Annotated in this window: 25 protein-coding genes and 3 pseudogenes; 12 read left to right on the top strand and 16 right to left on the bottom strand. The window is 66.9% G+C overall.

All coding sequences use genetic code 11. The annotated features are described in order from the left end of the window. Nucleotides 1–3 precede the first annotated feature (3 nt). On the top strand, nt 4–522 hold the full coding sequence (locus B1A87_RS17115; protein WP_078027413.1) for an amino-acid N-acetyltransferase: 519 nt from the start codon (nt 4–6) through the stop codon (nt 520–522). Here the strand turns inward: B1A87_RS17115 and B1A87_RS17110 are convergent. Together B1A87_RS17110 and B1A87_RS17105 are read right to left on the bottom strand one after the other, a co-directional pair. Beyond that, nucleotides 509–751, bottom strand: coding sequence for a hypothetical protein (locus B1A87_RS17110; RefSeq protein WP_260680911.1), 243 nt, complete (start codon nt 749–751; stop codon nt 509–511). The two genes, B1A87_RS17115 and B1A87_RS17110, sit on opposite strands and share 14 nt — an antisense overlap. 6 nt (nt 752–757) lie before the next feature. Beyond that, nucleotides 758–2,215, bottom strand: coding sequence for a glycosyltransferase family 2 protein (locus tag B1A87_RS17105; RefSeq protein WP_078027412.1), 1,458 nt, complete (start codon nt 2,213–2,215; stop codon nt 758–760). A gap of 348 nt (nt 2,216–2,563) precedes the next feature. On the opposite strand from B1A87_RS17105, the gene dhaK reads away from it, so the two are divergent. The 3 genes and pseudogenes from dhaK (at nt 2,564) to dhaM (ending at nt 4,970) form a co-directional block, all read left to right on the top strand. Further along, entirely contained in the window at nt 2,564–3,565 is a 1,002-nt protein-coding gene (gene dhaK / locus B1A87_RS17100; RefSeq protein ID WP_078027411.1) for a dihydroxyacetone kinase subunit DhaK, read from the top strand. Nucleotides 3,566–3,567: 2 nt separating this feature from the next. Beyond that, nucleotides 3,568–4,206: pseudogene (gene dhaL / locus B1A87_RS17095) on the top strand (dihydroxyacetone kinase subunit DhaL). Then, nucleotides 4,203–4,970: a dihydroxyacetone kinase phosphoryl donor subunit DhaM gene (dhaM, locus tag B1A87_RS17090; protein WP_078027409.1), complete on the top strand. Its 768-nt coding sequence runs from the start codon at nt 4,203–4,205 to the stop codon at nt 4,968–4,970. Before dhaL ends, dhaM begins: the two are co-directional and overlap by 4 nt. A gap of 67 nt (nt 4,971–5,037) precedes the next feature. On the opposite strand, the gene B1A87_RS17085 is transcribed toward dhaM, so the two are convergent. The 3 genes and pseudogenes from B1A87_RS17085 to B1A87_RS17075 form a co-directional block, all read right to left on the bottom strand. Beyond that, entirely contained in the window at nt 5,038–5,595 is a 558-nt protein-coding gene (locus B1A87_RS17085; RefSeq protein WP_078027408.1) for a hypothetical protein, read from the bottom strand. A gap of 151 nt (nt 5,596–5,746) precedes the next feature. Further along, nucleotides 5,747–6,606: pseudogene (locus B1A87_RS17080) on the bottom strand (A/G-specific adenine glycosylase). Between the two features lie 196 nt (nt 6,607–6,802). Further along, complete coding sequence (locus B1A87_RS17075) at nt 6,803–7,255, bottom strand: hypothetical protein (protein ID WP_078027406.1); 453 nt, start codon at nt 7,253–7,255, stop codon at nt 6,803–6,805. 176 nt (nt 7,256–7,431) lie between these two features. On the opposite strand from B1A87_RS17075, the gene B1A87_RS17070 reads away from it, so the two are divergent. After that, nucleotides 7,432–8,190, top strand: coding sequence for a hypothetical protein (locus tag B1A87_RS17070; protein ID WP_144275855.1), 759 nt, complete (start codon nt 7,432–7,434; stop codon nt 8,188–8,190). Between the two features lie 7 nt (nt 8,191–8,197). Here the strand turns inward: B1A87_RS17070 and disA are convergent, their stop codons facing one another. After that, entirely contained in the window at nt 8,198–9,274 is a 1,077-nt protein-coding gene (gene disA / locus B1A87_RS17065) for a DNA integrity scanning diadenylate cyclase DisA (RefSeq protein ID WP_078027405.1), read from the bottom strand. Nucleotides 9,275–9,672: 398 nt separating this feature from the next. Between disA and B1A87_RS17060 the strand changes: the two are divergent. Both B1A87_RS17060 and B1A87_RS17055 read left to right on the top strand, forming a co-directional pair. Continuing rightward, nucleotides 9,673–11,288, top strand: a pseudogene (locus B1A87_RS17060) (peptide chain release factor 3). 155 nt (nt 11,289–11,443) lie between these two features. After that, nucleotides 11,444–12,664 carry a beta-ketoacyl synthase gene (locus B1A87_RS17055; RefSeq protein ID WP_078027403.1) on the top strand — a complete coding sequence of 407 codons (1,221 nt, stop codon included), beginning with the start codon at nt 11,444–11,446 and terminating at the stop codon, nt 12,662–12,664. A 29-nt stretch (nt 12,665–12,693) separates the two neighbouring features. Here B1A87_RS17055 and B1A87_RS17050 read toward each other — a convergent pair whose 3' ends face one another. Then, a complete protein-coding gene (locus tag B1A87_RS17050) occupies nt 12,694–13,527 on the bottom strand; it encodes a YcnI family protein (RefSeq protein ID WP_144275854.1) in 834 nt (277 codons plus the stop codon). A gap of 607 nt (nt 13,528–14,134) precedes the next feature. Then, nucleotides 14,135–14,308 (bottom strand): hypothetical protein, encoded by a 174-nt coding sequence (locus tag B1A87_RS23120; RefSeq protein WP_185982353.1) that lies wholly within the window; start codon nt 14,306–14,308, stop codon nt 14,135–14,137. Nucleotides 14,309–14,455: 147 nt separating this feature from the next. Between B1A87_RS23120 and B1A87_RS17045 the strand changes: the two genes are divergently transcribed. From B1A87_RS17045 to B1A87_RS17035, 3 genes are all read left to right on the top strand, one after another. Continuing rightward, a complete protein-coding gene (locus B1A87_RS17045; protein ID WP_078027400.1) occupies nt 14,456–15,052 on the top strand; it encodes a copper resistance CopC family protein in 597 nt (198 codons plus the stop codon). A gap of 172 nt (nt 15,053–15,224) precedes the next feature. Then, the gene (locus B1A87_RS17040) at nt 15,225–15,839 is read left to right on the top strand and encodes a hypothetical protein (RefSeq protein WP_078027518.1); all 615 of its coding nucleotides are present in this window, start codon (nt 15,225–15,227) and stop codon (nt 15,837–15,839) included. Nucleotides 15,840–15,956: 117 nt separating this feature from the next. Beyond that, nucleotides 15,957–16,742, top strand: a complete 786-nt coding sequence (locus B1A87_RS17035) for a YcnI family protein (RefSeq protein WP_078027399.1) — start codon at nt 15,957–15,959, stop codon at nt 16,740–16,742. Nucleotides 16,743–16,847: 105 nt separating this feature from the next. On the opposite strand, the gene B1A87_RS23335 is transcribed toward B1A87_RS17035, so the two are convergent. From B1A87_RS23335 to B1A87_RS17015, 4 genes are all read right to left on the bottom strand, one after another. Beyond that, nucleotides 16,848–17,210: a DUF6510 family protein gene (locus B1A87_RS23335; protein WP_260680910.1), complete on the bottom strand. Its 363-nt coding sequence runs from the start codon at nt 17,208–17,210 to the stop codon at nt 16,848–16,850. After that, nucleotides 17,207–17,944: a ferredoxin reductase gene (locus tag B1A87_RS17025; RefSeq protein ID WP_078027398.1), complete on the bottom strand. Its 738-nt coding sequence runs from the start codon at nt 17,942–17,944 to the stop codon at nt 17,207–17,209. Before B1A87_RS17025 ends, B1A87_RS23335 begins: the two co-directional genes overlap by 4 nt. Before the next feature lie 10 nt (nt 17,945–17,954). Next, nucleotides 17,955–18,548, bottom strand: a complete 594-nt coding sequence (locus B1A87_RS17020) for a sulfite oxidase-like oxidoreductase (protein WP_078027397.1) — start codon at nt 18,546–18,548, stop codon at nt 17,955–17,957. Nucleotides 18,549–19,070: 522 nt separating this feature from the next. Further along, on the bottom strand, nt 19,071–19,298 hold the full coding sequence (locus B1A87_RS17015) for a hypothetical protein (RefSeq protein WP_221937591.1): 228 nt from the start codon (nt 19,296–19,298) through the stop codon (nt 19,071–19,073). Nucleotides 19,299–20,099: 801 nt separating this feature from the next. On the opposite strand from B1A87_RS17015, the gene B1A87_RS17010 reads away from it, so the two are divergent. Together B1A87_RS17010 and B1A87_RS17005 are read left to right on the top strand one after the other, a co-directional pair. Further along, nucleotides 20,100–20,513, top strand: a complete 414-nt coding sequence (locus tag B1A87_RS17010) for a nuclear transport factor 2 family protein (RefSeq protein ID WP_078027396.1) — start codon at nt 20,100–20,102, stop codon at nt 20,511–20,513. Between the two features lie 289 nt (nt 20,514–20,802). After that, nucleotides 20,803–21,366, top strand: coding sequence for a plasmid pRiA4b ORF-3 family protein (locus B1A87_RS17005; RefSeq protein ID WP_313902510.1), 564 nt, complete (start codon nt 20,803–20,805; stop codon nt 21,364–21,366). A gap of 439 nt (nt 21,367–21,805) precedes the next feature. Here B1A87_RS17005 and radA read toward each other — a convergent pair whose 3' ends face one another. The 4 genes from radA to hpaH form a co-directional block, all read right to left on the bottom strand. After that, entirely contained in the window at nt 21,806–23,179 is a 1,374-nt protein-coding gene (gene radA, locus B1A87_RS17000) for a DNA repair protein RadA (protein ID WP_078027395.1), read from the bottom strand. 52 nt (nt 23,180–23,231) lie between these two features. Continuing rightward, nucleotides 23,232–24,356 carry an aromatic acid exporter family protein gene (locus B1A87_RS16995; protein ID WP_078027394.1) on the bottom strand — a complete coding sequence of 375 codons (1,125 nt, stop codon included), beginning with the start codon at nt 24,354–24,356 and terminating at the stop codon, nt 23,232–23,234. A gap of 80 nt (nt 24,357–24,436) precedes the next feature. Further along, nucleotides 24,437–25,246, bottom strand: a complete 810-nt coding sequence (locus B1A87_RS16990; protein ID WP_185982352.1) for an HpcH/HpaI aldolase/citrate lyase family protein — start codon at nt 25,244–25,246, stop codon at nt 24,437–24,439. After that, nucleotides 25,231–26,016, bottom strand: coding sequence for a 2-oxo-hept-4-ene-1,7-dioate hydratase (gene hpaH, locus B1A87_RS16985; protein ID WP_078027393.1), 786 nt, complete (start codon nt 26,014–26,016; stop codon nt 25,231–25,233). Before hpaH ends, B1A87_RS16990 begins: the two co-directional genes overlap by 16 nt.

Below are 26,016 nucleotides of genomic sequence, written 5' to 3'. Positions count from 1 at the left end.
AAGATGGGGGCTGTGACTGACGCCTTCTCTATTCGCCCCGCACGCACCAGTGACGTGGCTGCCATCAAGAGACTCGTGGCGCCCCTGGCCGACCAACGGATCCTGATGGCCAAGGAGACGGTGGCGTACTACGAGAGCCTGCAGGAGTTCCGGATCGCGGAGTCGGCTGACGGAGAGGTGATCGGCTGCGGCGCCCTTCACGTCATGTGGGAGGACCTCGCGGAGGTCCGCACGCTGGCAGCCTCGGATGCCTGGCGGGGGAAGGGCGTGGGCCACGTCCTCGTCGAGAGCCTGCTGGAGGAAGCCGCGGCGCTCGGTGTCTCGCGGGTGTTCTGCCTGACGTTCGAGGTGGACTTCTTCAAGCGGCACGGCTTCGAAGTGATGGCCGACCAGTCGGCGCTGGACCCCCAGGTGTACTCCGAACTCCTCCGCTCGCATGACGAGGGCGTGGCCGAATTCCTGGATCTGGCCCGGGTCAAGCCGAACACCCTCGGCAACACCCGGATGATCAAAACCCTCTAGGAATCTCCCCGGCCTCCGGGTGGCCTTCCGGATAGATGCTGCGGGTCTCGGACCGCTGCCCGCGCCTCCACTCCGGAGGGTGGAGCCTCGGCAGGATTTTGGCGACGGCCAGCGCCGCGTACATCACCGTGTTCACGGCGACGAACGCAGCCATCATGGCGAACCAGTCCGAATAGAGAAGCGGCTCCGGCAGGAGCAGCCCCGCAGGGGTCGGGCCGAATCCAGTCATCACCGCTCAGCCCACCTTCGCCGGGGCCGAGACTTCCTGCGCCGGTAGGGACGGCCCCTGGCGTGTGATGTGCTTCCAGCTGGCCTGCCGGCCCAGGGAAATGTCAATGATGCCCTTGACGTAGGCAACGTTGAGGAACATGTCGAACACCAGCTCGGGGAAGACGGTGAGGGCCAGGAGCCGCGCCCGCCAGCCCCCGGGCCACGCGGTGATCACCCGCTCGGCTGAGAACAGCACGCCCAGCCCCAGCCAGAACGGGAACCAGATCCAGGTGTCCTGGGCGAGTGCCATCAGGGCTATGAGCAGCAGGTACGAACTCAGGGCGATGACGCCGTAGCCCAGGCAGAACTGCTGGGCCCAGTACCGTGCCGTCTGCGGAGTGAACCCGTACGCGCCGAGGTTCTCCAATGCACCACGCTGCCACCGGAGGCGCTGGGCCCACAGCGTGCGCCAGGTGGGCATGAGCTCCGTGACTACCGTGCACTCCGCGGGAGACACCATGAGCGCGCCGAGGGACTTCAAAGCGATGGTCAGCTCGTTGTCTTCGGTCAGTGCGGCAGTGTCGTAGACGTCGCCGTGAACGCCTGGCAGGGAAGGGCCGCGGTATTCGGCCACAGCCCGCAGCGCCGCCGGCCGGAATATGGAGGCCGTCCCCGTCAGCACAAAGACCCTGCCCCGCCGGCGACGCATGTCCCGGGCATACCTGATGTACTCATTGCGCTGGAACTGGCCGATCAGCCCGTGCCCCTGTTCCCCGTAAAACAGGCCGCCGAGTGCCATCAGGGCACGGTCCCTCGTGAACCGCCCGGCCGCGGCCGCCAGGAAACCGTCGTCGAGCACGGTGTCGGCGTCCATGGCCATGACAAGGTCGTTGTCGCCCTGCCGGGGGAGGAGTTGTTTCAGGGCTTGGTTCAGGGCGCCGGCCTTCTTCTGCGTATTGCCCTCCGATTCGAAGACTTCGACTCCGGCCCGGCGGGCCACTTCCGCGGTTGCGTCGGTGCAGTTGTCCGCGACGACGATCACCCGGTCCGGCGGCCGTGATTGCGTCAGGAGCGACGACAGCGTTGACGGCAGCGAAACGGCCTCATTGTGGGCCGGAATGAGCACGGTCACGGTCAGCGGGCCGGCGTAGGCACCCCGCGTTGCCGCCATCACCAGCCGCGGAGCCAGCGGCTGGGCGGGGCTTGCCGAGCGCCGCGCACGGGTGGCCACCAGCCGCTCTGTGAGCGCCACCCCGGCAATCAGCAGAAGCGCGACGGCGATCGCCGCCGCCAACAGCCACGCCGACGGCGCATCGGCCACGTAGAGGACGCTCCACAGCCCGAGGATGATCCCCCGGCTGGGGGAGTGGGCGGTCACCGGAACCTCTGTGGAGACCATGAGCCACAGCAGCGCGGCGGTGCCGACGGCGAAGGCGGCGATCAGCAGGGCGGCGGCCCCCTGAAAGGGACGTTTCGAGTTCATTGAGGGTACCCCCGCTACGCGGATTTGCCGGTCCAGTGACCGTCTATCGACGCCATAGTGCCAGCGGTAGTGCGGATTTCCCGCTGGAACGAATCAAGATCCGCTCAACGTTCCCTCAACAGGATCTTTCTTTTTGTACATTTGCTGGATAAACTTTCGGGAACGCCGGAAGGGACAGTCATTGGGGGCTGTCCCTTCCGCTGTTCCCGCGCTGTTGCAGCGACTGCCCGCCGGGGTTTCCGCACATGGCGGTCACCAGAGCTACCGAAGGCCGGGTCCCGGTAGTAGGGTCAAATCACATCTTGACCGATGTCAATATCGAAGTACCGAGAGCCCAGGAGCCCGGCCGTGAAAAAGCTCATCAATGACCCCCGCGCTGTGGTGGACGAATCAGTGGAAGGATTTGGGCTCGCCCATGCCGACCTCGTGACAGTCAACGCAGATCCGAAGTTCGTTACCCGCCGGGATGCCCCCGTGGCGGGGAAAGTAGGCCTGGTATCCGGCGGCGGCAGCGGGCACGAGCCCCTCCACGCCGGATTCGTCGGGTTGGGAATGCTCGACGCCGCTGTGCCCGGCGCCGTCTTCACGTCACCCACCCCGGACCAGATCATCCCGGCCACACTCGCCGTCAACTCCGGCGCAGGAGTGGTCCACATCGTCAAGAACTACACCGGCGACGTCCTCAATTTCGAGACGGCCGCGGAGATGGCACAGGCAGAGGGCGTGGAGGTTCGCACGGTACTGGTCAATGATGACGTCGCCGTTGAGGACTCCCTCTACACTGCCGGTCGCCGGGGCGTTGGCGGCACGGTCCTGGTCGAGAAGATTGCCGGCGCCGCGGCTGAGCGGGGCGATGACCTCGATGCCGTTGCGGCCATCGGGGACCGGGTGAACCAGAATGTGCGGACCATGGGTGTCGCGCTCTCCGCATGCACCGTCCCGCATGCGGGCTCGCCGAGTTTCGACCTCAAGGACGACGAGATCGAGATCGGCATCGGAATCCACGGTGAGCCAGGGCGGCACCGGATCGCCATGGAGGGAGCCGACGGCATCACCGACCGCCTGCTCGAACCCATACTCGGCGATCTCGGGGTGGCCTCCGGAGACAAGGTCCTTCTGTTCGTCAACGGCATGGGCGGGACGCCGCTGAGCGAGCTCTACATTGTCTATCGTCGGGCCGCGCAGGTCCTGTCGGACCGGGGAGCCACCGTGGAGCGCTCCCTCGTCGGGAACTACATCACAGCACTGGAAATGCAGGGCTGCTCCATCTCGGTACTCCGGCTCGATGACGAACTGACTGCCCTCTGGGATGCCCCCGTGCACACCCCCGCCCTGCGCTGGGGCGTGTAGCCGTGGGGCTGGACGTCAACTGGGCCGTGAAATGGCTGACGCTCTCCGCTCAGGCGATGGCGGAGCACAGGGTGGAACTCATTGAACTGGACAGGGCCATCGGCGACTCGGATCACGGGGAGAACATGGATCGCGGCTTCCAAGCGGTCTTGGACAAGCTGGCAGAATCCCCGCCGGAAACCCCGGGGGCTGCGCTCAAGCTGACGGCCATGGCGTTGATGTCCAAGGTGGGCGGGGCCGCCGGTCCGCTCTACGGCACGGCGTTCCTAGATGTGTATAAGAGACAGGCACCGCGCTTGGCGACGCCGCCTACATCGATGCCGCGGCGCTCGCCGCGGCGCTGGGCGCCGCACGGGACGGCATCGTGGCCCGGGGCAAGGCGGAGTCCGGCGACAAGACCATGGTCGATGCCTGGACTCCCGCCGTCGAAGCCGCCGCCGCAGCGGCCGCCGACGGCGACACCCTTGCCGTGCTGATTGCCGCGGCGGAAGCCGCAGAAGCAGGGGCCGTGGCCACCGATCCCCTCGTGGCACGCAAGGGCAGGGCCTGTCTCTTATACACATCTAGATGTGTATAAGAGACAGCCCGGGGCCGCCTCGAGCGCTCTGATCCTGCGTGCCGCAGCGGGGGCCGCCGCGTGACAGTGCGCATCGTTGTGGTTTCCCATAGTGAAAAGATCGCCGACGGCGCCGTGGAACTGGCAGCGCAGATGGCGCCGGACGTGATGATGGTTCCGGCCGGCGGAACCTCCGACGGCCGGATCGGCACCAGCCTTGAAAAGGTGATGTCCGCCCTGGAACTCGCCGCCGGCGGCGAGGGCATTGTGGTGCTCACAGACCTCGGATCGGCCGTCATGACCGCCGAGTCGGCGCTGGAATTCGCGGAAGCGCCGGATACGGTGCTGCTCGCCGACGCGCCCATTGTGGAAGGCCTCGTGGCGGCGGCCGTGGCAGCCCAGGGCGGCGCCAGCGTCCACGCGGTCAAACGGGCAGCGGAGGCAACCCACGGCTACCCCGCGTCGCGGCCCAAGGACGAGGAACATGTTCCCTCCGCCGCGCACGTTGCCGCAGGGGCCGCGCACGCCGGAGAAGCCCGCACCGGCGTCCCGCAGCCAGGAGTTTCCGTAGCTGCGCCGGCTCCCGCCGTTCCGGACGCGAGCGGCGACTTTGAGCTCGTCAACCTGGCCGGCATGCACGCCCGGCCAGCGGCAAAGATCGCCGGCGGCCTTGCCGCGCTCGACGCCGAGGTGACGGTTAACGGCGTCGACGGCGCCTCCATGACGGGGCTCATGACGCTGGGGGCAGGCAAAGGTTCGGTGCTCCATGTGGAAGCGTCCGGCCCGGACGCGGAACGCGCCGTGGCCTATGTGGAGGGCCTGGTCAAGGCAGGTTTCGGAGAACCCTGAAGCCCTTCGTGAACGGTCCCGGTGGCCCAACAGCCATGCGTCCCAACAGCTGAAGGGGCCCGGCAGCCTAGCGGTCCTGGCGGAGCCCGGCCTCATCCAACACCACGGAAGCGGAGATAAACCGCCCGCACGGTTGGCCGAACGGGTAGTCGCCCCGCGGAGTGAAGCGCAGGGTGCGCGCGGGCAGGGGGCTGCCGTCGATGGAGGTTCCCGTGGCCGTAACGTCTATCGGCGACTCCGTCAGGACGTCCAGCATGAGCATGCCCCGCTTGGTGCCGTCCGGCGAGGCCGTGGCTGAGCACGGGCGGTCCGGTCCGCGGCCGTCCTGCTCCGGAACATCTGGGCCTGGAAAGCCGCGCCTCGGAACATCGGGCGGCACGGCGGGCTCGCAGCCCAGGTCCACGGAAATGCTGCCGGCCACCAGCGTCAGGTCATTCTCCCGGCACACTCCCTCCTGGCAGGCCTTGACGTGGAGGGCCTTCACCGCAGGGGCGTAGCTTGCCGCCACCGTGACCGACACGCCTGAGGCCTGGGCGATCGCGGGACAGGCCACCTCGAACATGTGGCATCCGGAGACGAGTACGGTCGTCGCAACTGTGGCCAGAAGTACCCCTGCCTTGCCCATACTTCAGCGTAAATCCGGCTCAGTGCCGCGCGGACCCGGAGGCAAAAACTGGTGCAGACATCGTTACCCCTGCCACTGGAACGACTGCCAATTCGAGATCAAAGGGCGGCCCCCACAAGCCCCGGCCGGGGCCCGTCCGCCAGATGTGCAGCTACGCGGGCAGCCTGTACCCGCCCTGATGCTGCTCGGCGAGGCCGTCCGCCAGAAGCCCTGCCAGCGCCCGCTCCAGCTGCTCGGGAGGGCAGTTCAGGCGGTGCAGCGCGGCGAGCGGGACGCCTGTCTCTTATACACATCTAGATGTGTATAAGAGACAGGGATTTGGGCTCGCCCATGCCGGAACATCTCCGCCGGCACCGGCGCGTCGGCCAGCCGCAGGACGGCCATCACGCCGCCGCGGACCTGGCGGTCAGTGCCGTGCCAGGCCTGGCCCTTGGGCGTGTACGACGGCGGCGGCTCGCCCGCCGACATTCCCTTCAAAGGTGCAGGGCCTGTCTCTTATACACATCTAGATGTGTATAAGAGACAGGTGCAGACCAGCGCCCCCAGTTCCATGACTGAGGCGTTCCAACGGACGGAACTGCCGACGTCGTCCGGCAACAGTGCGGCGGCCAGCCGCATTTCCGCAGCCGTCAGCGCCGGAGCGGGCAGTGCGCTGCCCGAAAAGAGCCGCGCGTGGACGCGCCGGATGTTGGTGTCCACCACTGTTTCGCGCCGCCCGAAGGCAAAGGCGGCGACGGCGGCCGCGGTGTAACCGCCCACGCCCGGGAGGCTGAGCAGCTCGGCGTAGCCCCCGGGAACCTCCCCGCCGTGGTCCTGAACGATCGCAGTGGCCGCGCCGTGCAACCGGAGGGCACGCCGGGGGTAGCCGAGGCGGCCCCACGCGCGGACCGCTTCACCTGCCGGTTCTCCGGCCAGGTCAGCGGGTTCGGGCCAGCGCCGCAGCCACTCTTCCCAGACCGGGAGCACCCGCACTACGGGGGTCTGCTGGAGCATTATTTCGCTCACCAGCACACCCCACGGAGAGCAGTCGGGCGATCTCCAGGGCAGGTCGCGGGCTTCGTCCCCGAACCAGTTCTCCAGGGCGCGGTGGATCGCCGGCAGCCCTAGTCCGGCAGGGGCGTCCGTGGACGCGGGGGAGGAAACGGTTTTGGTTTTGATGCCAACACTCTAGTTGAAATCCGGTCCGGCCATGCCGGGGCCCGGATTGTCAGCTGGCTTCCTGATGTATGTCCGGTTCCATTCCGTTGGGCCGAGTTCCGTTGGGCCGTGCGGGCAGGCGTTTCACATGGCCGTGAAGCGTCTCGCCTCCCCGGCCGTTGGCGGCCGGCACCGCAAGCGCGACCACAAAGCTGGCACCGTCCGGATCCGCGCAGCGGATGGTCAGGCTCCGCGTTCCCTCGGGAATCGACGGAGCAAAGAACTGCAGCTGACGGGCGCCAATGGTGGCAACCTGATCCAGCCGGTACTCCGTGCCGAAGTGATCGTGGATGGCAATTTCCGGGGTGTTGGGCTCCGAGCCGTTGGTGGATGCAAGGTGCAGGTTGACCACGATGCCGGTGTTCCAAATCTCAACGGCGAGAACTGTGAACTCCGTTCCGTGGCTCTGGTGCTTTCCAAAAGTCAGCGGCAGCAGGACGCGTTCAAGGTGACCGACAGACACATGATTTTCCATCAATGGTCCTCTCCTACTAGGCCCGGTAAGTGGTAACCGGGATTCAATTTTAGTAAGCCTGCTGACAGTTGTCACGGGAAATTGAACAACGAATTGAACATGGCTGGTCCCGGGCCCGGCGTGGTGGAACCCCATAAACCCCGGCCGTTCTCTAGCCTAGGAGGATGGGTAGGCAAGACGATCCGACATCCGGCGCGGGCCGGGTTCCGGTGCAGAAATCGGCGATGAAGAAGAAACCGGCAGCAAAGGCGCCGGCCGGAAGAACAGCGGGAAAAAAGTCTGCCGGTCCGGGCTCCCGGACTGTGCGGAAGCCGAGCCCGGCAGTGTACCGGCGTCGTCGCCTGTTCGCCGGGGGAGCGCTGCTGCTGGTCCTGGGACTGATCGCCGGCGGGATTGCCACAGTGTCCGCCGCGGTCAACGCCCAGACGGAGCAGGTAGCCGCCACGGAGGGCGGAAGTACCTCGCAGCCGAGCGGCGGGCAGACTGCGGGGGCGCCGTCCGCGACCCCCTCCGCCACGCCGTCGGCCTCACCCGCCTGTGACCAGAAGCTCGTGACCGTTACTGCCGCCACGAACAAGGCTTCCTACGGCCCGGACGAAAAGCCGATATTGACCCTCAAGGTCACGAACGGCGGCAAACTGCCGTGCAAGGTGAACATCGGCACGTCGCAGATGCAGTTCCTGGTCACCAGCGGCTCGGACCGGATCTTCTCCTCCGGTGACTGCCAGGCCTCCAGCAACGACCTCGTCAAGTCCATCGCCCCGGGCAGGAGCGAGACGGCGAACTTCCCGTGGCCGCGCAGCCGCTCGGTGCAGGGCTGCGCCAAGATCGCGGAGGGGTCCGCCGCCGGCAGCGGATACTACGTGTTCATCGCCAAGCTCGGCGCCAAGGTCAGCCCGCCGGCCGTCTTCCAGCTGAGCTGACGCGGGTTTAGAGGAAGCGGTCGAGGAGGCTGGCTTCGGCCATCCGGCTGAGCCCCTCGCGCACCGTGCGGGCACGCTGGTCGCCGATGCCGTCCACGGTCATGAGGTCGTCGATGCTCGCGGCCATGAGGTGCTGCAGCCCGCCAAAGTGGTCCACGAGCCGGTCCGCCACGGCCTTCGGGACGGCCTTCAGCCCGGACAGCAGGCGGTAGCCCCGCGGCTGGACGACGGCGTCGAGCGTGTCCACTCCGCCGGCGAACCCGATGATCCCGGCGATCTTGCCGAGGTCGATCAGCTCGGTGGGGCCCAGGCTGAGCAGGGCACTGACCGCACCGTCGATGTCCTCGGGCGACGCATTCGGCCCGGCGTAGTCGCGGATGATGATGTCGCTGCCCGGCCCGCGGCCCACCGTGAGTTCGTCCAGCTGGAGGGACAGGAGCCTGCCGTCCTCGCCGAGCTCCAGCACATACTGGGAAATCTCCTCCGAGATCCGGCGCACCATTTCCTGGCGCTGCAGCGTGACGGCGACGTCGCGCACGGTCACCATGGCCTCGATTTCCAGGGCGGAGAGCGAACTCGTGACCTGGTCCAGCCGGGACCGGTAGCGTTCCAGCGTGGCGAGGGCCTGGTTGGCGCGGGCGAGAACCTTCTCGGAGCCCTCCAGCACGTGCCGCAGCCCGTTCACGTAGAGGGCGATGATCTGCATGGACTGGCTTACGGAGATCACCGGGACGCCGGTCTGGATGGCCACGCGTTCTGCGGTCCTGTGGCGGGTGCCGGATTCCTGCGTTTCGATGCTTGAATCGGGAACCAGCTGGACCGCGGCGCGGAGGATGTTCCCGGCGTCCTTGTCGCAGATGATGGCGCCGTCCATCTTGGCCAGCTCGCGCAGCCGCGTGGGGGAGAAATCGATGCCGATGTCGAAGCCGCCGGAGCAGATCGATTCGATGGTCCGGTCCGATCCCAGTACAATCAATGCGCCGGTGCGTCCGCGGAGAATGCGTTCCAGGCCGTCCCGCAGCGGGGTTCCCGGGGCCACCCTACCCAAAGTCGCTTTCAGCGATTCTTCAGGGCTGCGAGCCATAGACATTCCCTTCAAAGGTGCAGGGCGGCCCTGCAGGTATGCCGGTTTTCAGGAGTCTGCCGGCAGGATCAAAAGTACTCGGTTTCCCGCATGCACCATCCTAGACGTACATTACCCCAAGAACCGCACGGACAAGCCTCAAAGTGCCCCGTCGAACGTCTGCCGGGAAGCCCCCCGAAGTGCCTCCGGCGGCGGCCGGCGGACGGCCACTTTGGGCCCGCCTTCCGCACGGTTTCCGGCCCTGCGATAAACTTGAAGCCTTGGCTGGCGAGTCACCGCCGCCACCCGGAAGCTGAATTCTCCTGAGCCCCAGATTCATCAGGGCTTCTGACCTTTCAGGCCCCCGCACATATTTCCGAAAACCAGGATCCTCCGCGGATCGCAGCGAAAGTAGCACCGTGTCCCAAGAAGTCCTCAGCCCCGCCCGAGTCCATGAGATTCACAAGCAGGCGGGCCGACGCCGGACGTTCGCTGTCATCTCACATCCGGACGCCGGCAAGTCCACGCTCACCGAGGCCCTCGCCCTGCACGCCAAGGTCATCGGCACGGCGGGAGCCTCCAGCGGAAAGGCCAACCGCAAGGAGACTGTCTCGGACTGGATGCAGATGGAGAAGGACCGCGGCATTTCCATCAGCTCCGCGGCGCTCCAGTTCTCCTACCGCGACACCGTAATCAACCTGCTGGACACCCCCGGCCACGCGGACTTCTCGGAGGACACCTACCGGGTGCTGGCCGCCGTCGACTGCGCAGTGATGCTCGTGGATGCGGCGAAGGGCCTGGAAACCCAGACCATGAAACTCTTCGAGGTCTGCAAACAGCGGAACCTGCCCATCATCACGGTCATCAACAAGTGGGACCGCCCGGGCCTTGACGCGCTGGCGCTGATGGACGAAATCACCGAACGCACCGGCCTCCAGCCCATGCCGCTGACATGGGCCGTGGGCATCTCCGGTGACTTCCGCGGCGTGTGGGACCTGCGCAACGACCGCTTTGCCCGGTTCCAGCGCAACAACGCCGGCGCCAACATCGCCCTCACCGAGTACTTCACCCCGGAGGAAGCCGCCGCCAACCAGGGGGACGACTGGTCCAACGCCGTGGACGAAGCCGGACTGGTCATCGAATCCAACCTTGAATTCGACGTCGACGCCTTCCACGCGGGCAAGGCCACGCCCATCCTGTTCAGCTCCGCGGCGCTGAACTTCGGCGTCAAGGAGATCCTGGACGCCCTGGTGGCTGTCTCTTATACACATCTAGATGTGTATAAGAGACAGGTGTTGGGCTCCGGCCTGTGGACGCGCCCTTCGCCGGATTTGTCTTCAAGGTCCAGGCCGGCATGAACAAGGCCCACCGCGACCACGTCGCCTTCATCCGCGTCTGCTCGGGCGTGTTCGAGCGCGGCATGGTGGTCACCCAGACGCGGACTGGCAAGTCCTTCGCCACAAAGTATGCGCAGCAGGTGTTCGGCCGCGAACGCGAAGTCATCGATGAGGCATTTCCCGGCGACGTGGTTGGCCTGGTCAACGCGTCCTCGCTGCGGGTGGGCGACAGCCTCTTCCTCGAGGACCCGGTGGAATTCCCCGCGATTCCGCTGTTCGCTCCGGAACACTTCCAGGTGGCCCGTTCCAAGGACCCCAGCCGCTTCAAGCAGTTCCGCCGCGGCATCGAGCAGCTCGAGCACGAGGGCGTCATCCAGGTGCTCCGCTCCGACATCCGCGGTGACCAGGCGCCGGTGCTTGCCGCCGTCGGCCCCATGCAGTTCGAAGTGGTGGAGGACCGCATGGCCCACGACTTCAGCGCACCCATGCGGCTGGAACGACTCCCGTATTCCATGGCAAGGATCTCGACGGCGGACGCCATGCCCACGCTGGCCAACGTGATCGGCGCTGAGGTGCTGCTGCGGTCCGACGGCGAATACCTCGCCCTGTTCAACGACGTCTGGGCACTGCGCCGCATCGAGAAGAACCACCCCGACCTCACGCTCGTGCCGATCGGAACGCACAACCCCGCCAAGTAGCCGCTGCGGCCATCCGCCGGCCCCACGGATCCGAATACTCCATGGAACCCGGGGTTGTCCGGTCCTCCGGGCCGGGGCGGTGTTCCGGTCGGCTGAGCGGTGCCGAATTGTCTAACGCCGGGCGTCAGGTCCGGTTCCTGGAAGCAAGGTGTGCCATGTCTGCAGTTTCATCCCGGGCCGTCGTTACCGGCATGGGCTCGCTCAACCCCCTCGGCGCCACGGTTCCCGAAACCTGGACCTCAATGCTGGCCGGGCGTTCGGGCATCGCCGCCCTGAGCGAGGCCTGGGCCCACGCCCTGCCGGTGCGGATCGCGGGACGCGTCACGGCCGATCTGGCGTCCCTGCTGACTACCCGCGAGCTCAAGCGGATGGACCGCTGCGGACAGCTTGCGCTCGTTGCGGCCCGTGAGGCCTGGGCCCAGGCTGGAACCCCCGACGTCGATCCCGAACGGCTCGCCGTGGTGATCGGTTCAGGCTACGGGGGCCTGGACACCACGCTCGCCCAGACCCGTGAGCTGGACACCGGCGGTCCGCGGAAGGTCTCGCCGCACACCCTGACCCGGATCATGGTCAACGGCCCGTCCGCCTGGGTTTCCATCGATCTTGGCGCCCGCGGCGGGGCACGCACCCCCGTCAGCGCCTGCGCGTCCGGCGCCGAGGCAATCGCGCAAGGTGCCGAGATGATCCGGTCCGGAGCGGCCGACGTCGTGATTGCCGGCGGCGTTGACGCGTGCGTCAACGACCTCATCATCAGCGGCTTCTCCCAGATCAGGGCCCTCTCCACCCGCAACGACGACCCGCAGGGGGCGTCGCGTCCGTTTGACCGGGACCGTGACGGCTTCGTCATCGCGGAAGGCGCCGGCATCCTGGTGCTGGAGAGCGAAGACCATGCCCGGGCGCGCGGCGCGGAGGTCCTGGGTGCCATAGCCGGTGGCGCCGTGACCTCGGACGCCAGCGATATTGTGGCGGCCGACCCGGACATGCAGCGCAGGGTCATGGAGAAGGCGCTCGCCTCGGCGGACCTCAGCGGGGCGGACATCGGATTTGTGCACGCCCACGCGACGTCCACTCCGGTGGGCGACAGGCTGGAAGCGCAGGCCATCCGGGCGGTGATCGGCACCGCGGTGCCGGTGACGTCCACGAAGTCGCTGACCGGGCACCTGCTCGGCGGCGCCGGCGCACTGGGTGCCATCGCCACGCTCCAGGCCCTCCGGACCGGCGACCTTCCCGGCACGTACAACCTGGGCCGCGTCGACCCCGAGGTGGACCTCAACGTCATCACCGGAACCGTCAGCGGCAGCACCGCGACGGCGGGCCTCGTCAATGCGTTCGGCTTCGGCGGACACAGCGTGGCGCTGGTGGTCACTGCGTCCTAGGCAGGGCCCTGTTTGAGCCTCCGGGCGGGTCACGCCAGGGCCTGTCTCTTATACACATCTAGATGTGTATAAGAGACAGTTCTTCCGCGGGGTGCGCGTCCGGATGAGGGCGGCGCTCCCGGCGGCGAGGCCGAGGAGGCCGGCCGCTTATACACATCTAGATGTGTATAAGAGACAGTGCCGAAGGTGTTGTCCGGTGCGGCCGAGACGGGCGCGGTGGCAGACGCCGCCGTTGCATCGGCGACCTTCGCGTCCGCCGCAGTCGTGTCCGCAGCAGCAGTGCCGGCGCTCGCGCCATGGCCGTGTTCATCAGCGGCGGCCGTGGTGACGAAAGCGGGAACCGGGTGGTCGGGTTCAGCCTGGCCGGCAGCCTCGGGCTCATTCCAGTTCACCACCGTCCCGTCGGAGTAGGTCTGCGCCGCCGGCAGGGCCACCGTGGTGCCCGCGGCAGGGAGCCTGCCAACCGAGATCGAGAACGTCTGGTACTCGTGCTGTCCAAGCTGATGGGCCTGGTCTGCCGTCCAGATGACGGAGGACGCGGCTTTCGTGATCGTCGCGCCGTCGACCGTGACGGGGGCCGGAAGTTTGGCTTCGGTGACCTTGGCCGTCCAGCCTTCCATGGGCTTGACCGACACCGAGGTGAACGGTGTCCCGGTGGGCAGCGTGACGGTCAGTTTGGTGGTCTTGGCGGTCTCGGACTCGTTGGGAACTTTGAATGTCAGCTGGGAGAAGCCGCCGGCGGAGGTTGAGGCCGGATCCACTCTGACGTGGGCCGAGGCCGCGCCGGCGCCCAGGGCCATGAGGCCGGCTGCGGTGGCCAGGACGGTGGCGGATTTCAGCGTGCGTGTAGTCGGGAAGTTCATGATTCTTGCCTTTCGCGGGGGCTGCCGCACTCACGGCGGCGGACAGTGCTTGGGGATGGTGGGTAGGCGAATCCCGTTCACCGGTCCCCAGGACTGAGCAGGCAGGTCAGGGCATGGTGCACGGGCGGAGCTTGGCAGGAGGCCCGCGAAGGCTGTCCTGGCGAAGGTTGCGCCGCGGCGTGGGAACGAATGCCAGGTGGAAGATGGCGGCTTCGGGGCTGACGGGCATGGTCCCGGCGGGGCGTGGGAGCTGCACGAGCGGACGGAGCCATGCCAGGAGCTGCCACAGCGCCTCTTCGCCCTAGTGGAGCAGCCAGGCTGTACACACCAGCGCAAGGAGATGTCCGGCCGTCATGTCCGGTGCCTCGGCGGCCTCTCCGGTGTGAAGGGAGAGGGCCACGGAATCCGTTGTGGAACACCCGGCGCCCGGGGCAGCCCCGTGGTGCGGGGGCTGCCCGGCCAACGACGGCGGGCACACGGCTCCGCGGCTAAATGACGTGAAGGCCGTGTGCAGGATGAGTTGCCCGGCTCCCAGCACGCCCAAGAGTGTCAGGAAGGACAGCTGCCGGCCGGCGAGCCAGGCCGCCGGCGCCAGTAGGACTGTCTCTTATACACATCTGGACGGCGGTGGCCGCCGGTCCGGAAGCGCTCCGCCGCCGAGCACATGCCCGGCGGCGGCCAGCGACATCGTCATGCCCGTAACCAGGGCCGCACGGAAAAGGCGCAGTGAGCCGCGAAGATCCATCTGTGCCTCCCCTCCGGGCGCAGGCTTCTGTGACATGCCGACGGTAGGCAGGGCAGCGTGGGAAAACCTTGTGCCAGGGCCCGCAGATGGTCATGATGGCCACCCCGGAAAGGTGGTCCGCGAACCGGCCCCGGGTCATAAACTGAGGCAGGATGTTCGGCCGACGACGGAGGATGGTGTGCCATGGGCTCGCGGTTCAGAACGTGGCGGCTGCGCTGGGCCATCGGAGGTCTGCTCCTTGCCGTCTGCGCGACCGTTTTCCCTTTGGCTGCGGCGCAGCCGGCGGCCGCGCACGACGTCGTTGAGACGGTGGAGCCTGCTGACGGGTCCGTCGTCGCCGCAGTTCCGGGCATGGTCCGGCTGACATTCAACAGGACGCCGATCGCGATCGGCTCGCGGATCCTGGTCAACGACGAAAGCGGCACCAACCAGTCCGACGGGCCCGTGGTTATCGTGGACAACCAAGTCGCCCAGGCCATCAAGGCCGGTGCCCCCGCCGGCCGGTACAGGGTTGTTTGGCGCGTGGTGTCCTCCGACTCCCACCCCATTGAGGGAAGCTTCATCTTCACGGCCGGGCAGGCGAACGGTATCCGGCAATCCGGAACTGCGCGGCCCGCAGCGCAGGCGCCCGTCCAGACGCCCGCGGAGGAGGCCGGATTCCCCTGGGGCGTGGCCGCAGGAGGGATGGCGCTCGCGGCTTGCCTGATCGCGGTGGGTGCCTATGTGCGGCGTCGCCTGGCCCCCAACGAAGCCGCCGCGAGCACTGGGAACGGGCCCTGACGACCAAACCTCAGGACCCGGCCGGCAGCGCGTGATGATCGCCAGCAGAAGCTGGGGCGGTCCCGGCGGGCGACTAGAATTGAGCCACTGCCAGATTGGGCCAGCGCCGGAATTGAACCACCTGAATCCGGCCCCGCCGCCCGCGCCGCTGATCTTCCGGAAAGGACCGCCGATGTTGCCTCGCGCCCCGTTCCGGCTTTTCCGGACCGCGCTGATCGGGTCCATCCTTGTGGGATTCTCCGCCGGCGGGCACCTTGCCGCCGGCGGCCGGCTTCCGGAGCCGGCAATCCTCGCGGCGCTCTGCGCCGTGTCCATGGTCCCGGTGGCCGCACTAACGCGGTTCCGGCTCACCTTCCCCGCGCTTACCGGCCTGCTGGGTGCCGGGCAGCTCTGGCTGCACTGGGCCTTCGACGCATTGTCGGCCGCGTCCTCCGCGGCGGCGCCCCCGCAGCTGATGCCGGGCCATGCCCAGCACTCCGGGATGGTCGTGTCCGCGGAGGCCTTCGCCGGTGCCGCACCGGCCCACGAAGCCGCCTCCGATGGCCTCATGTTTGTAGCCCACGCTGTCGCCACCTTGGCCGCAGCACTGGTCATGGCCCGCGGAGAACAGGCCCTGGGAGTCGTGGCCCCCTGGCTGCGCCCCTTGGTCCGCCAGCCCCAGCCGGTCGGCATCGTTCCGGCCCGTGTCCCGGGCCCCTGCGGTGCGCCGGCCATTCTCCCGCCGGCCAGCCCCGCTCTGCGCCTGCCCTCCCTGCGGGGACCTCCCGGACTGGCGCCGGCTGCCTAGCAGGACCCTTCACTACGGACAGGGACCGACGGTGGCGCGCACCACCTTCCTTCCCGGCGCCCGCCATGCTGCGGGCCTGTTCCTGATGATTTTTTCTTTGTGAAAGGCACACCTGCCATGAATAGCTTCCTTCGCCGTACCCTGAAGACCGCAGCCGCCGCCTCGATGACGGCGGGGCTCCTGGCCGCCAGCGCCGTGGCCGCTTCCGCTCACGTCACCGTCGATCCGTCCAAGACCGCCGAGGGCGGATTCACCAAGCTGACCTTCAGCGTCCCGAATGAATCCGAGACCGCCAAGACCAACCGGCTCGAGGTCAAACTCCCCACCGACACCCCGCTGACGTCGGTCTCGGTCAAGCCGATCGACGGCTGGAAGGCGCAGGTTGTCAGCACTGCACTGCCCAAGCCGGTGGAGATTGACGGGGCCACAGTGACCAAGGCACCTACCAGCGTGATCTGGACCGCCGACACCGCCCACCAGATCGGCCAGAACGAATTCCAGACCTTCACGCTCTCGGTTGGCCGGCTCCCGGCTGCCGGCACCACGGTGACGCTGCCCGCCGTGCAGGGCTACACCGACGGGACCACTGTTAACTGGGCCGATACGGAAGACGCCGGCCACGATCACGCCGCAGCGTCCGCATCAGCGTCCGCGCCGGCGTCCGCGCCGGCGTCAGCATCCGCAGAAAAGGAGCACCACCCGGCGCCCGCCTTCGTCACCACCGCAGCCGAAGCCACGGGCTCCGCAACCGCGACGCCGGAAGCGGCACCTGCCGCCTCAACGGCGCCGGCTGGTTCGTCCAGCGGCAGCGAAACCGCAGGCCGGTTGGGGCTGGTAGCAGGCGTGCTCGGCCTCGCCGCGGGCGTCACCGCGCTGGTACGCACTCGGGCCCGGAAGAACTAGCCGTTTTCTTCCAACGCGGCGGTCACCCAGGGTCCCGGCCCGGTGGCTCTTACGACCGGCAAGGATTTCAGGCCCCTGGGTGGAGCAGTGCTTTCTGGCCAAGCCCTAGCCCTCTCGGTCGATTTGGAGGTAGCTGAGTCCGCTTACATCGAGCCAGTAGCTGGTGGGAGTCTCCACGAGTCGCAGAAGGACGCCGTCGCAGGAACTGCAGCGCACAACGATTCCCGGGGCGTCGGCATAGACTGCCGCCTCCCCGAAGACCCGGACGGCGCCGCAGTTTTTGCACCGTCCGATCGCTGCGATGATGTCGATGCGGAACAGTTCCCACAGAGGCCCTGCCGCCGCGTTTCCGTCCAGATGAGGTATCGGATTACCCGCGATTCCGGCGATGTCATGGTCCTCGACGCGCGGGTCCTCGACGTGCGGGTCCTCGGCGCCTTGGGAGGGCAATCCGCTTATGCCAGTCACCGGAGTCCTCCAGTTCCGCCGAAGCGTTCGGTCTTGATCGAGGTGGCCGGGTAGCCCGCCTGCACGAGCCATCCTGCGACCGTTTCGACAAACATCGTCTGACCACAGATGAATATGTCGGGGCCAGCCTCCGCCGGCAGGACGGTCGCCAGCAACGTTTCGGCCGTGAGCCGCTTCGGAGCACCCGCCCAGCCCGGGGGAACTTTGCGGGTGTAGACGTAGTCGACCGTGAGTTTGGGGGACTCCCGGCTCAGAGTAAGCAGCTCCTCCCGATAGAACCCCGCCTCCGGCGATTTGAGGGAATACAGAAGCCGGAACGGTGACGGATTCTCCGATGCCTCATGCGCCCGGATCATGGACATGAGCGGCACGATGCCGGACCCTCCGGCGATCAGCTGAACAGTGTTCGTGTCCGTCGGCCGCCAGACGAACCAACCACCCACCGGCCCCCGTATTTCCAATTGATCGCCGACCATCAGGTCCCTGACCAGGTAAGGGGAGACTTCCCCGTCGGTCAATTCATCGACCGTGATCTCCAGGATTTCGTCCATGCCGGCTGTAGCGACGGAGTAGGACCGTACGGCGGTGTACCCGTCGTCGGCCGTGAGCCGGATATCGATGTGCTGGCCGGCGAGGCTGCCGTTCAAACCGTCGACCCTTAGCCCGATGGTTCTGGAAGTTTCCGACTCAGGAACGCCGCTGACGACCTCGGCGACACGCCAGAGCGTGCTCATGCGGGCGCCCTCATGAGTAGCGCTCCTCGCGCCACGGATCGCCGTGCATGTGGTAACCATTCGATTCCCAGAAACCGGGAATGTCCTCCCGCATCAGCTCGATGCCGTTGATCCACTTCGCGCTCTTCCAAAGGTACAAATGGGGCACCAGCAGGCGGGCCGGTCCACCGTGGGCCCGTTCCAGTGGCTCACCGTCGAATTCCCAGGCCACCCACGCCTTGCCGCCAAGAAGGTCCCGCAGCGGAACGTTGGTCGTATAGCCGCCGTAGGAGTGGGCCGTCGTGAATTCGGACGCTGTTTCCACGTCCTCGAACAAAGTGTCCAGGGATACCCCGCGCCACGAAGTGCCCAGCTTGGACCAGCTGGTGACGCAGTGAATATCGGTCCGGATATCAACCTGCGGTAGTGCCATGAATGCGTCCCAGGACCACGCGTGGCGCTGCCCCGCCTCGGTTGTAATGAAGAATTCCCAGTCTGCCCTGGCGACATAAGGTGCAGGGCCCGCCGTCAATACGGGAAAGGTGCCCGTCTCGTGTTGACCGGGTGGTATCGCTGCATTGCCGGTCCGCCGTTTTCCGTGAAAACCAGACGAGATAATGCCCATTATTCACCTCCGATGCGGAGACCTCCGATCGGCTTTGATCGGTTCCCCAACGATATGGCAACGGCCCCGCGGGGTCCAGACATTCACCGTTGCCTCACTGCCCGGCATCCTTGGTGCAAGGCTTTCACCCGCCCCGTTGTTAGCTGACAGCGATGAGAGGCTTCCGCTGTATTTCCGGGACCACCGGGAATGGCTGTCTATACCCAATCTTCTGAATCTGATCCTTGACCCCTGCCTTGGCCAGGTCATCGCAACTCCCACACAGATCTTGGGGGCTGCGGCGACCGCTGAAACTTTTGCCGAGTGGGACTACGTCCTTGGTGCAGAGTTGTTCGGAGCTCGCGGACGCGGTGCACGTTAAAGATGAGGCGGAACACGGCCAGCGGCGTTCTCGCCGCTATTGAGTGGATTCCTCCTGCGGGGCCTGACTGACCGTGCCTTGAAGACTGCCGGTGTCCTCGTCGCGGATGCGAAACCACCGCGAGGATAAAGCCGAGCCTCGGCAAGTCCGTTCCGTGGTGCTCAGGCGTCTGCGCCCTGCGTGAAGTAGTTGTAGGCGTCGTAATAGGTGATTTTCGGCTGCTCGGGAATACCAGCTTCTGCGCTATAGGGCCCGATCTGGTCCCGTGCGAAGGCGTCATACAGCTCCCGGGACTTCCAGAGATCCGTTACGAGTATGCCGTTGTCCGTCGCGACTACCCAGTGGGACAGTGCGCCGGCCGGGCCCGGGCCGCCCCGGGAGAGTCCCATTTTTTCAATGACCTGGTCGTATTGTTCCAGTGTGGCGCCGTTGAATTACATGATGACTGCAACCGCCATTTCCTTATCCTTCCAACGGGCGGGCTGTGGGGAACGGCCCGCAATTGACCTGATACGGCCCGTCATACGCGCGGGACAGTCGTTCGTCAACTTCCCGCGGAAAACGGCAACGGTGGGTCGATCGGACGTCTGAAGGGTCCGGAAAAGAGGGCTCTCCGGGCCCGCCGGATCCGCTGCGGAAGGGGGCATTTCCGATCGCGGTTCCGACCGTGGAACGCCGGTATCTCCTCGGGATTTCAAGCTTCTTCAAACGCCGATAACCGGCCTTTCGTTCACTTAGGAAATTTGCAGCGGTTAATCGGCAGAACGTGCAGAGCCAGCCCTGACTGCCGACGCGACTTGATGGGCTTCGCAAGCAGTGATCCTGCCGTATCGAAGCGAGATCGGAAGCGTCGGGCGGCATCTGAAGCATGCCTTGAAAACCTGACTCCCGCTTCTGCAGAACTAATGTTGCGCTGGCCTCGAATGCGACGAAGGAATGAGCCATCGGCCGACTTCCTTGATGGGTGATGCCCAGGCCTGGACCAGCCCTTGCAGCCTGACCACTAGAGTGATTTTGAGCGGTCCACGGCTGGGGTCAATTCGGGTTCTGCTCGGCTGGGAATTAGGAGCCGTTGGGGTGGCTCCCTGGCCGTAGTAGTAGCGGAGAATTAACGCATCCGAGGATGTTGCCGGGAACCTTTCGGGCGCCAGACGGTGGCGCGACCCCGCCCGGCGGGGAGGAGTAATCAGGTGAGCGAGGTTATCCAAAGACTGATGGCTGCCTTCAATAACCACGACCTCGAGTCAGCGGCCGGGTTATTCCATGAGTCATACAAGAGTGTGCAACCGGCCCACCCGGCCAGGGCCTTCGTGGGTCGGGCGCAGATGCACGCGAACTGGGCAGCCATGTTCGCCGGCATTCCCGATTTTCACGCAGAAGTGGTCCGCTCGGTGGACGACGGCAATGCTACGTGGAGCGAATGGACTTGGACCGGCACGCACACTGACGGGCAGCCCTTCCGCATGCGCGGCGTGACGATCTTCGAGAGTGAGGACGGTCTCATAACGGCCGGTCGCCTCTTCATGGAAGAGGTTGAACGAGAAGACATAGGCATCGCCGAGGCAGTCCAGGCGTTGTCTGGCCGCTTGCCGGAAAATCCATAACCGGGTCCCATTCGCAAACGTGAGCCGTTTACGCCCGCGGACGCCGAGGTGAATAGGAGGCCGTTTACAGGCGCCCCGATGGCCGAATCTCCCATCGAGCCACACTCAAAAACGAACGCCGATAACGGACCTCTCGGCGGGCTATGGGCCGCGGCGGGGGGGGCACCCCGTCTGAGTACAAGGGCAGTGAGGCCTGTAAGAATGGGCTGCATGGACAAATCTGAGGCCGGGACCGGGGCTGGACAGGACTCTGTCCTGGAGGTTCGCGTAGAGCTGGTCGACAGCGTGCCTGACATTTTGGCGCCTGTTCGAGCTCCCGGGCTCCCTGGCTCTGAGCCAGCTACACCAGATACTGCAGGCAGCCTTTGGCTGGGAGGACGCGCACCTGCACAGGTTTGTCACCAACGACCCGTTCGCGCCGCTGCGCCCGGTCAACGGTGAGATTCCTGAGGTCCTGCAGTGGCTTCCGCGGCAGGTGTGTGAGGAACGGGAGGACAGGCCCGAGGAGGAGGGCTCCCTGGATCAGCTGCTCGCCCTGGGTTCTGGCGCAGCCCTTTATGAATACGACTTTGGCGACAGCTGGCTCCACCGGCTCGAGCTGGTTTCCCGCCGGCACGCGGACGGAGACAGTCCGCCGGCCCGACTGATCGACGGCGCCCGCCGGGGCCCGCTGGAAGACTCCGGAGGTTTTCCCGGATACGAGGAGATCATGGATGCCCTGGCCGACCCGTCGCATCCGAACCACGTCGAACACTGCGCCTGGGTGGCCGAGATAGCCGGCTCCGATGCGCCTTTTGACCCTGCCTTCCTGGACATCCCCGCCGTAAACCGGGCACTGGCCGAGCAGTTCTGACCCCCGCAGTCCGTGCAGAAACGCCACGAACGAGGGCAGGAAACAGCCCCTCTTGAAGCCACTCCCCCACGAATTTTAGAACGCCGATAACCATCGTTACGTCAGGCTGGCATTCGGAAAAGTTCGTTGAGAGCGTGAAGCCCTAACCTTCCGCCAGCTGCTTACCCAAGAGGTTGCCGTGATCGCGTCGGCTAGGCCCGTCGATGCCACGGGACTGTGACGTCCGCGGGAACCCCGCGCCTCACGGTCAACCATGAAGGTCCAGGCCGAGTGGCCCGTCAAGACCCAGAGCCGGCCGCAGGCCTCCGCCGGAGGCGGAACAGCAACAGCAGTGGCCCGCGCCGGCAGACCGGCGCGGGCCACCCGCGTTAACGACCGGGCCACCCGCGCTTACTGCTCGGCCACCCGCGTTAACTGCCCGTCCGGCCGACTGGCGCCGCTAGCTGATCAGCAGACTCAGGGCCTCGGTCAGGTGGCCGACTTCCCGCACCGAGAAGCCCGCCGGCACCGGGCCCGGGCCGTTGTGGCTGGCGGGCACCACTGCGTGCGTGAAGCCCAGCCGGTGCGCCTCCTGGATGCGCTGGTTGATGCCCGGCACAGGACGGACCTCGCCGGCCAGCCCCACCTCCCCGAACGCGATGAGCCGCTGCGGCAGCGGTTTCTTCGCCTTGGCAGACGCGACGGCCAGCGCCACGGCAAGGTCCGTGGCAGGCTCGCTGAGTTTCACGCCGCCCACCGTGGCCACGTACGAGTCGTCCTTCTGCAGCAGGCAGCCTGCCCGCTGCTGGAGCACAGCCAGCAGCATGGCCACCCGCGAGCTGTCGAGGCCGCTGGTGGCGCGGCGCGGCTGCGAGTTGGCGCTCTCGGCCAGGAGCGACTGCACCTCGGCCAGCAGCGGGCGCCTGCCCTCCATGGTCACCGTGATGCAGGTGCCGGAGACGGGATCCTTGGTGCGGGTGACGAAGAGCCCGCTGGGGTCCGCGAGGCCCTCAATGCCGTCCTCGTTGAGGTCGAAGCAGCCCACGTCGTCCGTGGGCCCGTACCGGTTCTTGACCGCACGCAACAGCCGGAGGCGGGAGTGGCGTTCGCCCTCGAACTGGCACACCACATCCACGAGGTGCTCCAGGAGGCGCGGCCCGGCGATGGAGCCGTCCTTCGTCACGTGCCCCACCAGCAGCGTGGTCATGTTGCGGCGCTTGGCGGCCGCGATGATGGACGCGGCCACCTCACGCACCTGGGAGACGCCGCCCGAACTGCCCTCCACGTCCGCGCTGCTCAATGTCTGCACGGAGTCCACCACCAGGAGCTTTGGTTCCACCTTCTCCACCTGGCCCAGGGCCTGGCCAAGGTCGGTCTCAGCGGACAGGTAGAGGGTGTCCGCGAGGGCGTTGATCCGCTCAGCCCGCAGCTTGACCTGCGCCGCGGATTCCTCGCCGGTGACGTAGAGGACGCTTTGGCCCGTCCGGGCAAACTTGGCGGCCACGTCCAGCAGCAGTGTGGACTTGCCGACGCCCGGCTCACCAGCCAGCAGGATCACGGCGCCCGGCACCACGCCGCCGCCCAGCACCCGGTCCAGCTCGTCCACGCCCGTGGGCAGGAAAGCGGCGGTGGTGGCGTCCACCTCGGCGATGGGGCGGGCGGGCTCCAAAACGGTAGTGGCCGCCGTCGTGCGGGCCACGGCGGCGCCGGTTTCCTCAACGGTTCCCCACGCCTGGCACTCACCGCAGCGCCCCACCCACTTGACCGTGGTCCAGCCGCATTCCGCGCACTTATAGCCCGGTGTTTTGGACGCCCGGGAAGTCTTTGTAGCCATTGCTCCACACTATCCGGAGCCCCCGACATTCCTGCTCCGCGGGCTTCCGCTCCTACAGCGGCGGGAGGATGTCCCGGGCCTCGCGGGAATCCATGCCGGCGGCCTCCAGCAGGTCCACCATCAGCGGCCGGAAGAGCATCACCACGGTCTCACCCTCCAGCCGCTCCACTTCCAGCATCTTCGGATGCAGCCGGCCCGCGATGGCACCCAGCTCCTGCCTGGCGCTGCGGAGGTGGGCACGCCGGGCGCCCTCGTGCACCTCGGCCAGCCCGAGCGAGAGTTCGTCGATGGCAGCTGCGGTCTCCTGTAGGACCTCGGCGATGTTCTCGGTGGCTTCGTCGGAGAGCGCCGCGTGGTTGATGGCGCTGGTCAGCCTGCGGGCAAAGACGCGGCTATTGCGCAGCGCGAGGTCGATGTAATCCAGCGACTGCTCCAGCCGGTCGATTTCATCCCGGTGCCTCCGGTAGGCCGGTGCCAGCGTGGCCACCTCACCAGACGTCCGCAGCGACTGCCGCATGGCGTCCACCAGCGGCTGGCAGTTCCGGCCGCGGATCAGCGCATGCCACGCCTGCGTGGAGTCGCTCTGCATCAGCGCGGCGGCACATTCGCGCAGCACTTCCGCCAGCTCGTGGAGCAGCTTCTGGACATCCTTGCGCGGTTCGCGCCGTGGATCCTTCGGCACCAGGATGGTGACCAGCAGCGCGAAGACGCCGCCCACCACGGCATCGAGGCTGCGCGTGAACGGGCCGCCCGGCGGTGCCGGCAGCAGCACCACCAGCAGCGACTGCAGCCCCAGCTGGGTGGAGAAAATGGTTCCGCTGTCCAGGAAACGGGCCAGCAGGATCGAGAAAAGAAGGACGACGGCGGCCTGCCAGATTCCGGCGCCCAGCCAGTGGAGCAGCAGGTCGCCCACCGCAATGCCGATGGTGCAGCCCAGCCCCACCTCAATCACCCTGCGCAGCCGCGGGTCCCGGGAGAACCCCAGGGCGATGAGCGAGGACGTGGCGGCGAACAGCGGCCCCGAATGCCCCAGGACGTACTCGGCGAACGCGTAGGCACCCACCGCGCACAGCGTCATCTGGATGGCGGGGACCAGCGAGTTCCGGCTGCGGACCAGCCCGGTGCGGATCCGGCCGCGGAGGAACCGTCTGCTTGCGGAAAGTCCGGTCTGGGCCATGGCTTCAGTCTATTGCCGCAGCCGCCCCCGGCATTGCCGCCCCGGATTGCCGGCTTCGGGCGAATCAGTAACCGGGCGGGTCAGTAGCCGGCGGGGGCGTCGCCGTCGTTGGACGTGGTGTATTCGGCGGCGAGTGCTTCGGAGCCGCGGGCAAGAATGGCGACGTCGGCGCCCACCAGGACAAAGGCGGCGCCGGCGTCGAGATAGGCGCGGGCGGTGGCCGGGTTGAAGGCGTTCACGCCGGCTGGTTTGCCTGCCGTCCTGGCGGCGGTAATGCAGTGTTCGACGGCGGCGCGCACCTCGGGGTGTTCCTGCTGACCCAGCAGCCCCATGGAAGCGGCGAGGTCGGACGGGCCGAGGAAGATGGCGTCCACCCCGTCGACCGCGAGGATGTTTTCCACTGCGGCGACGGCGGCTTCGGATTCGATCTGGACGGTGACGCTGACGGTTTCGGACGCGCGGGTCAGGTAGTCCGGAACGCGGTTCCAGCGTGCGGCCCGGGCCAGCGCCGAGCCCACGCCGCGGACGCCGTGCGGCGGATACCGCGTGGCGGCCACCGCTGCCTCGGCCTCGGCTGCTGAATTGACCATGGGGATCAGCAGGTTTTGGACGCCGAGGTCCAGGTACTGCTTGATGAGCACGGTGTCGTTCACCGGCGGCCGCACCACCACGTGCCCGGGGTAGCCGTGCACCGCCTGCAGCTGGGCCAGGATGGATTCCAGGCCGTTGGGGCTGTGTTCGGCGTCGATCAGGAGCCAGTCCAGGCTGGCCCCGGCACAGATCTCGGCCACGAGCGGGCTGCCGGAGCACACCCACATGCCCGCCAGGGGACGGTCCGCCGCGGCCAGGGCGTCGCGGAACGTTTTATCGGGTTCTACTCGAAGCGGCATGTGATGCTCCCCAGGGGTCCGTAGTCGGCGTGCACGGTATCGCCCTTGTACACCCACAGCGGGCGCGTGAAGGACCCGGCCAGGATGATGTCTCCGGCCTTCATGCCGTCGCCGTGCGCGGCGATCTTGTTGGCGAGCCAGTGCACGCCGTTGGCCGGGTGGTCCAGGACGCCGGCGGCCACGCCGGTCTCTTCGACGGTCTGGTTCTTGTAGAGGATCGCGGAGACCCAGCGGAGGTCGGCGGCGTCCGGGCGGACCGGGTTGCCGCCCACCACCATGGCGCCCATCGCGGCGTTGTCCGCGATGGTGTCCACGATGGTCCGGCCCTCCATCTCTATCCGGGAGTCGAGGATCTCGAGGGCGGGAACCACGTAGTCGGTGGCATTCAGGACGTCAAAAATGGTGCAGCCCGGGCCTTTGAGTGCGTCCTTCAGGACGAACGCCAGCTCCACCTCCACCCGGGGGTGCGTGTACTTGTCCCACTGCACCGAGCAGCCGGTTTCGAGGACCATGTCATCGAAGATCGCGCCGTAGTCCGGTTCGGTGATGCCCGTGGCGGCCTGCATCGCCTTGGACGTGAGGCCGATCTTGCGGCCCACCAGCGTGCGTCCGGCTTCCTCATTACGCCGCCGCCACAGCTGCTGCACGGCATAGGAGTCCTCCACCGTCATGTCCGGGTAGCGGGCAGTCAGGCGCTGCACCGGCTTGCGGTTCCGGCCGGCCTCGAGCAGTTCGTCGGCAATCGCTTCGATCGTCTTCGCGTCCAGCAT

It is taken from the genome of Arthrobacter sp. KBS0703 (assembly GCF_002008315.2).
Classification (GTDB): Bacteria; Actinomycetota; Actinomycetes; order Actinomycetales; family Micrococcaceae; genus Arthrobacter.
The sequence above is the reverse complement of the archived record's forward strand: the minus strand, read 5'-3'. Positions and strand labels throughout refer to the sequence as shown.

Coding starts and splice junctions, on each gene's coding strand:
- hpaH (WP_078027393.1), bottom strand. CDS start 26,016: ATGCTGGACGCGAAGACGATCGAAGCGATTGCCGACGAACTGCTCGAG.
- B1A87_RS17115 (WP_078027413.1), top strand. CDS start 4: ATGGGGGCTGTGACTGACGCCTTCTCTATTCGCCCCGCACGCACCAGT.
- B1A87_RS16995 (WP_078027394.1), bottom strand. CDS start 24,356: ATGGCCCAGACCGGACTTTCCGCAAGCAGACGGTTCCTCCGCGGCCGG.
- B1A87_RS17040 (WP_078027518.1), top strand. CDS start 15,225: ATGTTGCCTCGCGCCCCGTTCCGGCTTTTCCGGACCGCGCTGATCGGG.
- B1A87_RS17045 (WP_078027400.1), top strand. CDS start 14,456: ATGGGCTCGCGGTTCAGAACGTGGCGGCTGCGCTGGGCCATCGGAGGT.
- B1A87_RS17020 (WP_078027397.1), bottom strand. CDS start 18,548: ATGGGCATTATCTCGTCTGGTTTTCACGGAAAACGGCGGACCGGCAAT.
- radA (WP_078027395.1), bottom strand. CDS start 23,179: ATGGCTACAAAGACTTCCCGGGCGTCCAAAACACCGGGCTATAAGTGC.
- B1A87_RS17050 (WP_144275854.1), bottom strand. CDS start 13,527: ATGAACTTCCCGACTACACGCACGCTGAAATCCGCCACCGTCCTGGCC.
- B1A87_RS17085 (WP_078027408.1), bottom strand. CDS start 5,595: ATGGGCAAGGCAGGGGTACTTCTGGCCACAGTTGCGACGACCGTACTC.
- B1A87_RS17015 (WP_221937591.1), bottom strand. CDS start 19,298: ATGGGACTCTCCCGGGGCGGCCCGGGCCCGGCCGGCGCACTGTCCCAC.
- disA (WP_078027405.1), bottom strand. CDS start 9,274: ATGGCTCGCAGCCCTGAAGAATCGCTGAAAGCGACTTTGGGTAGGGTG.
- B1A87_RS23120 (WP_185982353.1), bottom strand. CDS start 14,308: ATGTCACAGAAGCCTGCGCCCGGAGGGGAGGCACAGATGGATCTTCGC.
- B1A87_RS17055 (WP_078027403.1), top strand. CDS start 11,444: ATGTCTGCAGTTTCATCCCGGGCCGTCGTTACCGGCATGGGCTCGCTC.
- B1A87_RS17110 (WP_260680911.1), bottom strand. CDS start 751: ATGACTGGATTCGGCCCGACCCCTGCGGGGCTGCTCCTGCCGGAGCCG.
- B1A87_RS16990 (WP_185982352.1), bottom strand. CDS start 25,246: ATGCCGCTTCGAGTAGAACCCGATAAAACGTTCCGCGACGCCCTGGCC.
- B1A87_RS17105 (WP_078027412.1), bottom strand. CDS start 2,215: ATGAACTCGAAACGTCCCTTTCAGGGGGCCGCCGCCCTGCTGATCGCC.
- B1A87_RS17035 (WP_078027399.1), top strand. CDS start 15,957: ATGAATAGCTTCCTTCGCCGTACCCTGAAGACCGCAGCCGCCGCCTCG.
- B1A87_RS17025 (WP_078027398.1), bottom strand. CDS start 17,944: ATGAGCACGCTCTGGCGTGTCGCCGAGGTCGTCAGCGGCGTTCCTGAG.
- B1A87_RS17070 (WP_144275855.1), top strand. CDS start 7,432: ATGGGTAGGCAAGACGATCCGACATCCGGCGCGGGCCGGGTTCCGGTG.